Raw genomic sequence first — 13,873 nt, forward strand, 5'->3', positions numbered from 1 at the left:
AGGTCCCGCCTGGGCGGACGACCTTCCGTCTCCTCCCGATCAGCGTGCGGGGCGCTCGTCCGTGCTCAGCGCCGACATGAGGATGGAGTCGACCCACTCGCCGTCCCAGAACAGCGTGTGGCGTTGCCGTCCTTCGTACCGGAACCCGGCCTTCTCGTAGGAGCGCTGGGCGCGGGGATTGAACGAGAAGACATCGAGACTCACGCGGTGCAGCCGGATGCGGTCGAACGCGTGGTCGAGAACGGCGTGCGTGGCCTCGGTGCCGAAGCCGCGTCCGAGGCGACCGGGGTTCAGGGCGATGCGGAAGTTCATCGCCGCATCGTCCACCTCCAGTTCGTTGAGCACGACCTCGCCGACGTACCCGCCGGTCTCGAGGTCGATGATCGCCCAGTCCGCGCGGTCGTCTCTGCCGCCGATCGATTCGAGATGCCGCACGACCGCCTCGCGGGTGAACGTCTGGCGCGTGCCGGTGAGCCGCATGCTCTCCTCGTCGAACAGCCCCTCCCACACGCCGTCGATGTGCGCGACGCCGAGCGGTTCCAGTCGCAGCCGCGGGGTGGTCAGGGTGGCGACTTCCGTGAGCGCGGAGACGTCGACGGCCGGTGCGTCCACGCCTACGCTCCGTCGAAGACCGGGCTGAGGAAGCGGCGCTCGTATCGACGGATGCACTGCGTCCTGCGCGCGAAGTCGAAGGCCTCGATGCACTCCGGATCGGTCTTGGATGCCGTCCGATACACCTCGTACTCCGCGAGGGAGGGGAAGGTGAACAGGGCGAAGGCCTCGTCGCTGTCGCCCTCGCTCGGCAGGAAGTAGCCGTGGTGGGTGCCGCCGTGCTTCTCGACGAGACGGATCCAGGTGCGGCCGTAGTCGGTGAACTCGTCCAGCTTGTCCGGATCGATCTCGTAGCGCAGATGAACGGTGATCATGCGGATGATCTTCCCAGATCACCCGGACCGCGGGCGAACCGGACACTACGCTCGGTCTCGTGACGAACTCCCGCGACATGGTCCACATCCCCGGCGGTACGTTCCTGATGGGATCCGAGGACTTCTACCCCGACGAGCGCCCGGTGCACGAGCGCGAGGTCGCCTCGTTCTTCATCGATCGCTACCAGGTGACCAACGCCCAGTACGCCGAGTTCGTCGATGCGACCGGGTACGTGACGGTCGCGGAGCGTCCTCTCGATCCCGCGGCCTTCGCCGGTGCGGATCCGGCCGACCTCGTGCCCGGGGCGATGGTGTTCACGCCGACGTCGGGTCCGACGAACCTCGGGGACTGGCGCAACTGGTGGCGCTGGCAGCCGGGAGCGTACTGGCGTCGGCCGTTCGGCCCCGACTCGTCGATCGACGACCGGCTGCAGCATCCGGTCGTGCACGTCGCGTTCGAGGATGCGGTCGCGTACGCCGACTGGGTGGGGATGCGACTGCCCACCGAGGCCGAGCACGAGTACGCGGCCCGCGGCGGTCTCGAGGGTGCTCGTTTCGCATGGGGTGACGAGGCCTACCCGGGCGGCGTCGCGCAGGCGAACTCGTGGCTCGGACGCTTCCCGTACGACAACCAGGGGGTGGGCGGCACGGCCCCGGTCGGCTCGTACCCTCCGAACGGCTACGGCCTCTACGACATGATCGCGAACGTCTGGGAGTGGACGACCGACTTCTACACCCCGCGCCACCTCCGCCTTTCGGACACCCCCGTCGATGCCGGCAAGCGCACGAACCTCCTGGCTGCCGCGAGCGCGCAGGAGGGATTCCCCGACATTCCGCGCCGCGTTCTCAAAGGCGGATCGCACCTCTGCTCGCCCGACTACTGCCTGCGCTTCCGGCCGGCGGCGCGCTCGCCGCAGGCCGAGGACACGGGCATGTCGCACATCGGGTTCCGGCTCACCTGCTCCGAGTGAGACCCGCTGGGTTTCCGTGAGGGGAACTGTTTGGCTTCGACCGAGGGTGATCGCCCTCGCCTCACCGGTTGAAGCAAGGAGTCTCCCATGGCTGAGAAGCCCAACATCCTCATCATCTGGGGCGATGACATCGGCATCAGCAACCTGAGCACCTACTCCGATGGTCTGATGGGCTATCGGACCCCCAACATCGACCGGATCGCCGACGAGGGCGTGAAGTTCACCGACTACTACGGCGAGCAGAGCTGCACCGCCGGGCGCGCGGCCTTCATCACGGGGCAGAACCCGTACCGCACCGGACTCACCAAGGTCGGGATGCCGGGGGCGAAGCTGGGACTGCAGCCCGAAGACCCCACGATCGCCGACGCGCTCAAGCACCACGGCTACGCGACGGGACAGTTCGGCAAGAACCACCTCGGTGACCGCGACGAGCACCTGCCGACGGCGCACGGCTTCGACGAGTTCTTCGGCAACCTGTATCACCTCAACGCCGAGGAGGAGCCGGAGCACCCGGACTACCCGACCGACGAGGAGTTCCCGGGCTTCAGCGAGCGGTTCCGTCCGCGCGGCGTCATCCATTCCTGGGCGAACGGCGACGGCACCCAGCGCATCGAGGACACCGGCCCCCTGACGAAGAAGCGGATGGAGACGGTCGACGAGGAGTTCCGTGATGCGGCGGCCGACTTCATCCGTACCCAGGCAGAGGACGACACTCCCTTCTTCGTCTGGTTCAACTCCACGCATATGCACTTCCGCACCCACACCAAGGAGGAGAGCAAGGGGCGTGCCGGCCGCTGGCAGTCGAACTACCACGACACGATGCTCGATCACGACGACGTCGTCGGCAGTCTGCTCGATCTTCTCGACGAGCTCGGCCTCGCCGAGAACACCATCGTGATGTACTCCACCGACAACGGACCCCACATGAACAGCTGGCCGGACGCCGGCATGACGCCGTTCCGCAACGAGAAGAACTCCAACTGGGAGGGCGCGTATCGAGTGCCGGCGATGGTCCGCTGGCCCGGACGCATCCCGGCGGGGTCGACTCTCAACGGCATCGTCAGCCACAACGACTGGTTCGTGACGCTGCTGGCGGCCGTGGGTGACGGTGACATCGCCGAGAGGCTGGCAGCGGGGACCGAGCTGCACGGCGAGCAGTTCACAGTGCACCTGGATGGTCATGACCAGCTCGACTACATCACCGGCGCCGTCGAGCACAGTCCGCGTCGGCACTTCTTCTACGTCTCCGACGACGGCGATCTCACGGCCCTGCGCTTCGAGAACTGGAAGCTCGTGTTCCTCGAGCAGCGCGCCGCGGGAACGCTGCAGGTCTGGCAGGAGCCGTACATCGAGCTGCGATTCCCGAAGCTGTTCAACCTGCGCACCGACCCGTATGAGCGCGCGGACATCACCTCGAACACCTACTGGGACTGGGTGCTCGAGCACGTCTTCCTGATGATCCCCGCGCAGGCCTACGTGGGCCGGATGCTGCAGTCCCTCGCCGAGTTCCCCGCCCGTCAGAAGTCGGCGTCCTTCACGATCAATCAGGTGATGTCGAAGCTGGAGTCATCGACCGCGGGCGCCTCCTGACGACTGCTCCCGTCGCGATATGACAGCCAGAAGTCGGACTGGGGCTGTCATATCGCGACGGGAGCAGTGCGCGGTGGGCCGGAGGAGCCCCGCACGATCAGCTCGTGCGTGGTCTCGATCGTGCGCGCCTCATCGCTCGCGGGTCGGAGGATGAGGGACACCGCGTGCTGGCCCATGTCGAACATGGGGATCCGCGCAGTCGTGAGCGCCGGGGCCACATCGGCGGCCACGGCGATGTCGTCGAACCCGACGACGGACATCTCCTCTGGCACGCGGATGCCGTGCTGTCGCAGCTCGCTGAGGATGCCGATGGCCATGGCGTCGTTGAGCCCGACGATGGCCGTGACGTCGCGATCGAGCAGCTCCCTTGCGCCCTCGATGCCGCCTTCGCGGGTGAACGCGCGCGAGATGACGGTGAGCTCCACGCCGGTGCCGTCGGTGCCCTCGCGCAGACCGGCGATGCGGTCGGCGACCGTGTTGAGGTCGAGGGGGCCGGCGACGACGCCGATCCTGCGGTGCCCCAGCCCGGCCAGGTGACGCCCGACGGAGACGCCGGCGCCGTGGTTGTCCGGCAGCACGGCGTCGACGGGGAGGTGGTGTCGACCGATGACCGCGGCGCGTCCGCCGGCGAGGGTGAAGTCGAGGAGCGCTTCGGACATGCCCTGCTCGCGATCGGAGTCGGCGTACCCGGAACCCGCGATGATGATCGAGCCGACGCGCTGACGCAGCAGCGACTTCACCTGGGCGAGCTCGCTGTCGGGTGTGCGGTCGGCCTGCGCGATCTGCACCGAGCGGTTCTCGAGGGTCGCACTGCGGATGACGCCGCTGGCGATGTCGGAGAAGTACGGGTCGCCGATCTCGTGCACCACGAGCCCGATGGTCGGCACGAGCCCGCCGGCCAGCCCCCGTGCGTGCATGTTCGGCTCATAGCCGAGCTGCTTCGCGATCACGCGCACGTGTGCCGCCACCTCGGGGGAGATGCCCGAGCCGCCGGTCATCGCTCGGGAGGCACTCGCCAGGGAGACCCCGGCAGCCTCGGCCACGTCGATGAGTCGTGGCGCGCCCTCACGCTTCACGAAGCCTCCCCCTGAGGAGCAAGATCGACGCTGATTGCGCTGTAGGTTGCTCTTCGTTCTTCCCTCCCACTATAGTGGCGGAAGCGCTTACGAAAGCGCTTTCGCTACGATGACGTAGGAGACTCGGATGACTGCACCCAGACACGGTCGACGGATCGCTGCGGCGATCGGAACGCTCTCGATCGCCGCGCTCACGGTTACGGCCTGTTCCGGAACCGGCGACCAGGGTGGGGGAGGTGGCGCCGACGATCCCATCGTCATCGGCATCTCGCTTCCCCTCACCGGAGACTTCTCGGAGCCGGGGAAGGGCGTCGAGCGCGGGTACGAAGCCTGGCGCGACATCGTCAACGAGAACGGCGGACTGCTCGGGCGGCAGGTCGAGCTGAAGATCCTCGACGACCAGTCCAACGCCGACCGGGTCGTCTCCGACTACGAGTCGCTGATCGCGCAGGACGGCGTCGACCTCGTGTTCGGCCCGTTCTCCACTCGTCTCGTCGTCCCCTCCGCCCGCGTCGCGCAGGAGTACGGCATGTTGTTCGTCGAGCCGGCCGGTGCCGCGGAGGAGGTCTTCGAGCAGGGCTTCGACAACCTCTTCTACGCCGCCCCCGCGATCGCGAACGACCACTACAACAACCTCGCCGAGTACCTGCTGGCCCTTCCCGAGGACCAGCGTCCCGAGACCGCGGCCGTCGCGGCGATGGACGACCCCTTCGCGCAGGGCACCGCCTATGGTCTGCGCGACAAGCTCGAGGATGCGGGCGTCGAGATCCTCGTGAACGAGGTCTATCCGCCCAACACCACCGACTTCTCCACGATCGCCGCGAAGATCGCGCAGTCGAACGCCGACATCGTGATCGGCGGGACGCAGTACCAGGACGCGGTCAACCTGATCATCGCGCTGCAGCAGCTGAACTATCAGCCCGAGCTCGCCGCGTTCTCCACCGCTCCCACCAACCCGGAGTTCGCGTCGGCGATCGGTGGCGCGACCGAGGGGATCCTGGCGCCGACCGGCTACTCGCCGAAGTCGCAGTTCCCGAGCAACGTCGAGTTCGTCGAGAAGTACACCGAGATGCACGGCAACCCGCCATCCGAGGATGAGGCGAACGCCTATACGACCGGTCAGGTCGTCGCGGCGGCGGTGGAGGCCGTGGGCTGCGCCGAGCAGGGCGACTGCCAGCAGAAGCTCATCGACTGGTTGCGCGACAACGAGGTCGAGACGGTCGTCGGTCCCCTCAGCTGGGACGACACGGGCAAGCCCACCGGCGCCCACCTCATCCAGCAGTGGATCGACGGCGAGATCCTGATCGTCCTCCCCGAGGACGTCAAGGAAGCCGACTTCCTGTACCCGAAGCCGACGTGGTGATCTGCGCGTGAGTGGAGCACTGCTGCTGCAAAGCCTGATCCTCGGCGTCCTGCTGGGAGGGCTCTACGCCCTCCTGGCGGCCGGGCTCACGCTGTACTTCGGGATCATGCGCGTCGTCATGATCGCGCACTCGGCCTTCCTCATCCTGGCCGCCTACCTCGCCTGGTGGTTCAACCGGGAGACGGGCATCGATCCGCTGGTGTCGCTCGTGGTCACCGTGCCGCTGTTCTTCGTGACCGGCGTCGTGATGCAGCGTCTGCTGGTGTCGAGGCTCAAGCCCCTGACCCTGACCATGATGTCGGTGCTGCTCACCTTCGCGGTGGCGCTCATCATCGAGGGAGCGCTCGGGTTCTTCTTCTCCGGCACCCAACGCCGCATCCCGCTGCCGTACGCGAGCGCGAGCCTCGAGGTCTTCGGCGCGCAGGTTCCGGTGGTCAAGCTCATCGCCTTCGGTCTCGCGGCCGTGGCCCTCGCCCTCCTGTTCGTGCTGCTCAAGTACACCAAGTTCGGCCAGGCGCTGCGGGCGACGATCCAGCACCCCGAGGCTGCACGGCTGGTCGGCATCAACACCGACCGCGTCGCCGGCTACGGATTCGGGCTCGGACTCGCGACCGCGGCGATCGGGGGCACCGCGCTCTCGCTCGACGCCACGATCTACCCCTCGCTGCACTGGCACTGGATCGGCCCGCTCATGGCGATCATCGTCGTCGGCGGCCTCGGCAGCATCCCCGGTGCCGCCATCGCCGCCCTCGTGCTCGGGGTCGCGCAGAGCCTGCTCCAGCTCCCGCTGGGGCCGACGTGGGCGCAGACGATCTTCTACGTCGCCCTGTTCGCCACGCTCATGTTCCGTCCGCAAGGTTTCTTCGGAGGTCGTCTTGCCCAGCGTTTCTAGCCGAGAGCCGATCGCCACCGAGACGGTCGTGATCGCTCCACCCGCCCCGGTCCGCAGGACCTCCACGAAGTGGGTGAACATCGTCCTCCTGATCGTGGGGGCGGCGCTCGTCCTCTCGTTCCCCACCATCGCCCCGAACCCCTACATCCTGTCGGCGGGCGTGGTGATCCTCAACTACGCCGTGCTGTCGACCGGGTGGAACTTCATGGGCGGCTTCACGGGGTACATCTCCCTCGGCCACGCCGCCTACTTCGGGCTCGGAGCCTATGGCACCGGGCTGCTGATCAAGTACCTCGACCTCCCGGGATTCCTGGCCTGGATCCTGGCCGCGGTCCTCGTGGCGGTCATCGCGATCCCGATCGGTATCGCGGCCCTCCGCGTGCGTGGAGCCTCGTTCGTGATCGTCTCGATCGCCTTCGTGCTGATCATGCTCCTGGTGTTCCAGAGCTGGCGGGATGTGACCGGCGGATCGGAGGGACTGAACGTCCCGCGTCCGTTCGACGTGCTGCGGCCGGAGCACCACCGCATCTTCTACTATCTGTTCGCCGGCCTCCTCGCGGTGGCCCTCGTGGTGTGGTGGATCATCGACCGGTCGAAGTTCGGCACGGCGCTGAAGTCCATCCGCGAAGACGAGGACAAAGCCCAGGCGCTGGGCGTGCCGACGACGAGGTACAAGCTGATCGCCTACGTGCTGTCGGCCCTGTTCGTCTCGCTCGGCGGCGGACTCTACGCCCTCTGGTTCGGCGACCTGGATCCGATCTTCCAGTTCTCGATCCTGATCGGCTCGTACATGGTGCTGATGGCGCTGCTCGGCGGGGTGCGGAACCTCTTCGGTCCCCTGCTCGGAGCGGTCGTCGTCGGCATCGCGCTGGAGTACTTCAAGCTCGAGTTCGGCGACACGCAGTTCCACCTGATCGCGACGGGCATCCTGCTCGGCATCGTCGTGCTCTTCATGCCGGACGGCATCATCCCGGCGGTGAAGGGCCTCTTCACCCGGTCGTCGAGCGCCGCCTCGATCCGTGAGGTGACCGCCGGCGAGCTGCTGGAGCAGAACAGGACGCGAACAGCGGATGCCTCGACGAAGGAGACGTCGTCATGAATGCCCCCACGGCTCAGCACACAGCCGCTCAGCCCACAGCCACGCTCGAGAGCCTCAGCACCGTCGCGATGACGAAGTCGTTCGGCGGCGTCACAGCGGTCGACGGCGCCACGGTCACGTTCCAGGAGGGCAAGGTCAACGGCCTGATCGGGCCGAACGGCTCCGGGAAGACCACCTTCTTCAACTGCGTGACCGGCATGATCAAGCCGGACTCCGGAGAAGTGCGCTATCGAGGACAGGCGATCACGCGCAAGTCACCCGACCGCATCGCACGCGCGGGCATCGGGCGCAGCTTCCAGCTGTGCCGGGTGTTCCCCCGCATGACGGTGATGGAGAACCTGCTCGTGGCCGTGCGCAGCACGAGCATCCGTCAGCAGCTGCGCTCGGCCCACGACCCCGATGAGCTGGAGCGGGCGCGCGGTTGGCTGCGGCGCGTCGGCATCGACCACCTCGAGCACGCCGAGGCGCGCAACCTCAGCTACGGCCAGCAGAAGCTGCTCGAACTGGCCGGCGTGCTCATGGGCGAACCCGACACGATCATGCTCGACGAGCCGGCCGGAGGTGTGAACCCCGCCCTCATCGGACGCATCGCCACCCTGGTGCGCGAGCTCAACGACGAGGGCAAGACGTTCATCATCGTCGAGCACAACATGGAGATGGTCATGAGCCTGTGCGATCACGTCGTGGTGTTCGACCGCGGTCGCCAGATCGCCGAGGGAACGCCGGAGATCATCCAGCAAGACCCGCGAGTCCTGGAGGCCTACCTTGGAGTCTGAAACGAAGAACCTGCTCGAGCTGCGTGACATCGAGGCGGGCTACGGACGTGCCGCTCTTGTGCTCAGGGGTCTCACGGTCGAAGTGCCACCGGGATCGGTGGTGTGCCTGGTCGGCCCGAACGGCGCCGGCAAGTCGACCGTGCTCAAGGTGGCCAGCGGCATGCTCAAGCCCCGATCCGGACACATCACCGTCGACGGCCGGGACATCACGGGCGAGGGACCGCAGTCGATGCTGCGTCACGGACTCGCGCACGTCTTGCAGGGGCACAGCGTCTTCCGCGAGATGACGGTCGGCGAGAACGTGATGCTGGGTGCCTTCACCCTGAAGGACCAGAAGGTCATCCAGGAGCGCGTCGAGTTCGTGCAGAACCTCTTCCCCATCGTGGGGGAGCGGTGGAAGCAGCTCGCGGGCCTCCTGTCCGGCGGTCAGCAGAAGCAGGTGGAGTTCGCGCGGTCGCTCATGGTCAGCCCCAAGGTGGTCCTGCTCGATGAGCCGTCGATGGGGCTCGACCCGAAGACGACCGAGAAGGTGTTCGAGCAGATCGTGCGGATGCGCGATGCAGGGACCGCCGTGCTGCTCGTGGAGCAGAATGCGCGGCGGGCCCTCGAGACCGCCGACATCGGTTGCGTCCTCGACCTCGGTCGGGTGCACATCTCGGGCCCCGCATCCGAGCTGCTCGCCGACCCGACCCTGGCCGCACTGTATCTCGGCGGCAAACCTTCGGTCGCCGACGCGGGCTGATCCTCGGCGGAAGGAGGCAGTCGCTGCCTCCTTCCGCCTTTCACGTCCATTCGGCGAAAGCGCTTGCGAGAGCGCTTCCGCCCTGAGCTGCAGTACCGCTTCACGTCTTCCCCGCTGCAGTGCCGCCCCGGGGAAGGGGCACGAACCATCGGCACGACACCGCACGACGACGACGTTGAGAGGTTTCTGATGCACGAACGAATCATGCGACCCGCAAGCTCGAGCACCCGGTCGGCGGCACCACCCCCTCGATCCTTCGGGGTGCGACGAACAGGTGCGCTGGTCGCTGCAGCGGCCGTCGTCGGAGCCCTGCTGACCGCGACGCCCGCTGCCGCAGCGGAGCCTTTCACCGAGCTGATCGATTTCGAGACGTACGAGCGCGTGGCGCTGAACGGCCAGGACGGATGGGCGGCGTCGGGCGCCCCTCGCGTGATCGCCGACCCGTTGAACGGCAACAATCAGGTCGTCGAGTCCGTCGGGGGAGGGCAGCAGTCGTACCGCGCCATCCCCGCCATCGCGGAGGGAGACACCGGCACGCTGTTCTTCCGGTTCCTGCGCACCGGCAGCGTCGACACCTCGTTCGGACTCACCGACGTGGATGCCCCGAACGACTACGCGCACAGCCGGGCCTATGTGAACAACCAGAACGACGACGTGCTGCGCGTACGCGACGGCGGCGCCTTCAAGCCCGCCGGCGTGTGGTCGAAGGACGCCTGGCAGTGCGTGTGGATCGTCGCCGACAACGCGACCGACAAGGTCACCGTGTACAGCCAGGGTGGCGCGTACGAGGAGCAGACCCGCCTCCCGGAGGGGACAGAGCAGCAGTTCGGCTTCCGGCAGGCCGTGAACGGCGCGCTCGACCGGTTCTTCTGGAAGAACGGCGCCACGAGCACGGGGCGCCTGCTCCTCGACGATGTCGCGGTCGACAACACCGGGGAGAACCTCGCGATCGCGACGGGCAACCCCGGCGACTGCGCGCCCGGCGACACGGCGAGCGAGCCGCTGCTCAACCCGCTTCCCGACCCCGCACTCGCCGACCTCGGCATCGAGGTGACCGAGCTCGCGCAGCTGCCGAAGTCGCAGACGACGCCGGCCACGCAGGACCAGCGCCTGGTGCGCCACAACCGCATCACGCACCTCGATGAGGTGCCGGACGACTCCGGTCGGCTGATGGTCCCCGACAACAACGACATCCTCTACCTGGTCGACAAGGAATCGGGCGAGTACGTGCCGTACCTCAACGTCCGCAACGAGTTCATCGACAACTTCCACAACAGCGCGGGGCTCGGAACGGGTCTCGGATCCGCCGAGTTCCACCCCGACTTCGCCGAGAACGGGCTGTTCTACACCGTTCACACCGAGGGCGGCACGGCGCTGACCGAAGACACCCCCGACTTCCCGGCCTTCGGCACCACGGCATTCCACAGTGTGATCACCGAATGGAAGGCGAGCGATCCCTCCGCTGAGACCTTCTCGGGAACGCACCGCGAGGTCATGCGGATCCCCTTCGCCGGACGCGTGCACACCGTGCAGCAGATCGCGTTCAACCCGACCGTTTCCGCGGGCGACGTCGACTACGGCAACCTGTACATCCTCGTCGGCGACGGCGGCAACGGCGTGGGCAACGGCAATCCGCAGGACCTGGCGACGCCGCAGGGGAAGATCCTGCGCGTGAATCCGACAGGCGACGACAGCGAGAACGGCGAGTACGGCGTGCCGGGGGACAACCCGTTCGTCGACGAGGACGGTGCTCTTCCCGAGATCTACGCCGTCGGCATGCGCGACCCGCACCGCATCAGCTGGGACGCGGAGGGCGACCACACCATGTATCTCGCGCACATCGGCGAATGGCAGGTCGAGTCGATCTATGCCGTCGAACCGGGAGACAACTTCGGCTGGTCGGTGCGCGAAGGCTCGTTCCTGGCGGAGAATCGACAGATCTTCCCGCTGCCGGAGGACGATGCCGAGAACGGCTTCACCTACCCGGTGGCCGCCTACGACCACAACCGCGACCCCGGTCAGACCGGCGATGCGGGAGTGGCCGTGAACGGCGGATTCGTCTACCGCGGCGAGATTCCCGAGCTGCAGGGGCGCTACCTCTTCACCGATCTGGTGCGCGGCTGGGTGCTGTCCACCGATGCGGAGGAGATGGTGCGAGGTGACGGGGACATCGCCGACCTCGCCACGATCGAGGAGCTGCGGGTCTTCGCCGACGGCGTCGAGACCACGTTCCAGGAGCTGGTGGGCGACAAGCGTGTCGACCTGCGGTTCGGCTCCGATGCCGACGGCGAGCTCTACCTGGTGTCGAAGGCGAACGGGAAGATCTGGAAGGTGACGGGTGCGCGTTCGGTCGATGAGCCGGCCAACCCGTTCGTCCTCCCGGCGCTCGCGCCGAACCTCGTCACGCATCACGACTTCGATCACCCGGATGCCGCGAAGCCGACGGTCGAGCTCGACCAGGGACGCTCCGGCACCCCCATCTCGCTGATCAACGGCGGGGTGGAGATGCGGGTCGCGGATCGCGCCTACCCGGGTGCGGGCGAGGCGCTGCAGACGCAGCAGATGAGTCCGCGCACCGCCTCGAACGACGACTGGAAGGCGGGCATCTACGACGCGAAGGGTGTGGAGTCGCTCGACCGATTCGCCGATACCGACAAGGCGTCCGTCATGGGCTGGTTCAAACCGACCGGTGACCACCCGGCCCTGAACTCGGGGACCGCGAATCCCGACGACGTGTACAACGCCATCGGCCTCGCGGGCGTGCTCACCGGCACCTCCGACGGACATGCCGTGCGGGCGCTGCTCGAGGTCATCACCGTCGACGGCGAACTCAAGCTCGTGGCACTCGGGCGCCGCGTCGACGGTGCCGGCTCCTGGACGTTCGCGGCTGACCTGCCCTGGAACGAGATCCTCAAGAAGGGGCAGTGGGTGCATCTCGCCGCGACCTTCGACTTCGCCGCGGGTGAGATGAAGCTGTTCATGAACGGCGAGGAACTCGCGGGGAAGTACACCGCGGCGAATCCGTGGGGAGAGGGGTCCACGTCAGACACCGCGCCGGCCGGCATCAAGATCGGCGGGAGCTTCCCGCAGAACACGAAGGAGGCCAACCCGTTCAACGGACGGATGGATGACATCATGCTGCTCGACACGGTGCCGACGCCGGAACAGGTCGCCGCGCAGTACGCGCTGTACGCGGTGCCGCCCGTCGTGCCGCCGGCCCCGCCCGCGTGCATTCCGGACGGGGAGACCCTCACCGATGTGATGGCGAAGGACGACTGGGCGCCGCGGACTCCGGCGAAGTGGAGTTTCCCCGGTGACGAGGTCGTGCTCACCGAGGCGGGAACCAACCCGAACGACGGGATCCGCCGACCGTTCGAGTACGCCGTGCTCACGCAGGGTGAAGAGCTCGGCTCGTTCGACCTCACCGGGCAGGTGCGGCTGGACGAGAAGGCATCGGTCAACAACCGCGACGTCATCATCGTCTTCGGGTGGAAGTCGGACACGGAGTACTACTACGCGCACCTCTCGCAGGACAACTCGATCTACCCGCACAACGGCATCTTCAAGGTGGACAAGGCCGACCGCGAGCGGATCGACGACCAGTGGGACGGCACTGTCGGTGCACCCCCGGCGGTCACCGACGAGGAATGGCACGACGTGCGCGTGCTCCGTTGTGCCGACAGCGGCGACATCGCCGTCTACGTCGACGGGCTCGACACCCCGCTGATGACCGCGAACGACAAGACCTTCCCCGAGGGGCGGGTGGGCTTCGGCTCGTTCGACAACTTCGGGCGTCTTCGCGACCTCTCGGTCACGGCCGCTGCCGAGGACACCACCGCACCCGTCGCGACCGTCAAGAGCGGGTCCGACTTCACGGTCGGACGTGACGGCGTCTACAGCAAGGTGTCGTTCAAGCTCCAGGACGCCGGCAAGATCGATCGGCTGACGCTCAACGGCGTCGAGAAGGATCTGACGAACGATGTCTGGTCCGACCTGAACGGCGTCGTGCCAGGCGCGTTCGGCGCAGTGGAAGGGTCCAACACGCTCGTTGTGTACGACGTGGCCGGCAACACGACCACCGTGAACTTCACGCTCGATGTCACCGCCCCCACGGTCACGGTCAAGGACGGCGGACAGTTCACCGTCGGGGCCGACGGCGCCCACAGTCTGGTGTCGTACAAGCTTCACGACGCGGGCAAGGTGGATCGACTGACCCTCAACGGGGTGGCGAAGGATCTGACGGACAACGTCTGGTCCGACCTCAACTTCGTGAAGCCCGGAGCCTTCGGAGCCGTCGCCGGGGCGAACACCCTGGTCGTGTACGACGTCGCGGGAAACGCCGCGACCGTCCCGTTCACGCTCACGGCCGCAGCCGGATAGCGGGCGTCCGGACAGTAGCAGTCCGGACAGCGGCAGTGGAGACTCGAGCCGGCGCCGC

11 protein-coding genes are annotated in these 13,873 nt (G+C 67.3%); 8 read left to right on the forward strand and 3 right to left on the reverse strand.

Annotated elements, in window-relative coordinates:
* Positions 1-39 precede the first annotated feature (39 nt).
* Both MOX01_RS04380 and MOX01_RS04385 read right to left on the reverse strand, forming a co-directional pair.
* The gene (locus tag MOX01_RS04380) at positions 40-612 is read right to left on the reverse strand and encodes a GNAT family N-acetyltransferase (protein WP_141368532.1); all 573 of its coding nucleotides are present in this window, start codon (positions 610-612) and stop codon (positions 40-42) included.
* Between the two features lie 2 nt (positions 613-614).
* Complete coding sequence (locus MOX01_RS04385) at positions 615-926, reverse strand: NIPSNAP family protein (protein WP_046747632.1); 312 nt, start codon at positions 924-926, stop codon at positions 615-617.
* Between the two features lie 77 nt (positions 927-1,003).
* Here MOX01_RS04385 and MOX01_RS04390 point away from each other — a divergent pair, with 77 nt between their 5' ends.
* Complete coding sequence (locus MOX01_RS04390) at positions 1,004-1,897, forward strand: formylglycine-generating enzyme family protein (RefSeq protein WP_061015054.1); 894 nt, start codon at positions 1,004-1,006, stop codon at positions 1,895-1,897.
* An 87-nt stretch (positions 1,898-1,984) separates the two neighbouring features.
* Positions 1,985-3,487: an arylsulfatase gene (locus MOX01_RS04395; protein WP_141368533.1), complete on the forward strand. Its 1,503-nt coding sequence runs from the start codon at positions 1,985-1,987 to the stop codon at positions 3,485-3,487.
* Positions 3,488-3,534: 47 nt separating this feature from the next.
* Here the strand turns inward: MOX01_RS04395 and MOX01_RS04400 are convergent, their stop codons facing one another.
* Complete coding sequence (locus MOX01_RS04400; RefSeq protein WP_058630710.1) at positions 3,535-4,563, reverse strand: LacI family DNA-binding transcriptional regulator; 1,029 nt, start codon at positions 4,561-4,563, stop codon at positions 3,535-3,537.
* A gap of 127 nt (positions 4,564-4,690) precedes the next feature.
* Between MOX01_RS04400 and MOX01_RS04405 the strand changes: the two genes are divergently transcribed.
* The 6 genes from MOX01_RS04405 to MOX01_RS04430 all read left to right on the forward strand — a co-directional run bounded on the left by MOX01_RS04405 (position 4,691) and on the right by MOX01_RS04430 (position 13,815).
* A complete protein-coding gene (locus MOX01_RS04405) occupies positions 4,691-5,926 on the forward strand; it encodes an amino acid ABC transporter substrate-binding protein (RefSeq protein WP_174799749.1) in 1,236 nt (411 codons plus the stop codon).
* A gap of 7 nt (positions 5,927-5,933) precedes the next feature.
* Entirely contained in the window at positions 5,934-6,818 is an 885-nt protein-coding gene (locus MOX01_RS04410; RefSeq protein ID WP_141368535.1) for a branched-chain amino acid ABC transporter permease, read from the forward strand.
* The gene (locus MOX01_RS04415; RefSeq protein ID WP_230977798.1) at positions 6,802-7,917 is read left to right on the forward strand and encodes a branched-chain amino acid ABC transporter permease; all 1,116 of its coding nucleotides are present in this window, start codon (positions 6,802-6,804) and stop codon (positions 7,915-7,917) included. The genes MOX01_RS04410 and MOX01_RS04415 overlap by 17 nt, the downstream gene beginning before the upstream one ends.
* Complete coding sequence (locus MOX01_RS04420; RefSeq protein WP_046747638.1) at positions 7,914-8,693, forward strand: ABC transporter ATP-binding protein; 780 nt, start codon at positions 7,914-7,916, stop codon at positions 8,691-8,693. The genes MOX01_RS04415 and MOX01_RS04420 overlap by 4 nt, the downstream gene beginning before the upstream one ends.
* Positions 8,683-9,435, forward strand: coding sequence for an ABC transporter ATP-binding protein (locus MOX01_RS04425; RefSeq protein WP_046747639.1), 753 nt, complete (start codon positions 8,683-8,685; stop codon positions 9,433-9,435). Before MOX01_RS04420 ends, MOX01_RS04425 begins: the two co-directional genes overlap by 11 nt.
* 261 nt (positions 9,436-9,696) lie before the next feature.
* Positions 9,697-13,815, forward strand: coding sequence for a PQQ-dependent sugar dehydrogenase (locus tag MOX01_RS04430; protein WP_230977799.1), 4,119 nt, complete (start codon positions 9,697-9,699; stop codon positions 13,813-13,815).
* Positions 13,816-13,873 lie beyond the last annotated feature (58 nt).

The sequence above is a fragment of the Microbacterium oxydans genome, assembly GCF_006540085.1.
GTDB lineage: Bacteria > Actinomycetota > Actinomycetes > Actinomycetales > Microbacteriaceae > Microbacterium > Microbacterium oxydans.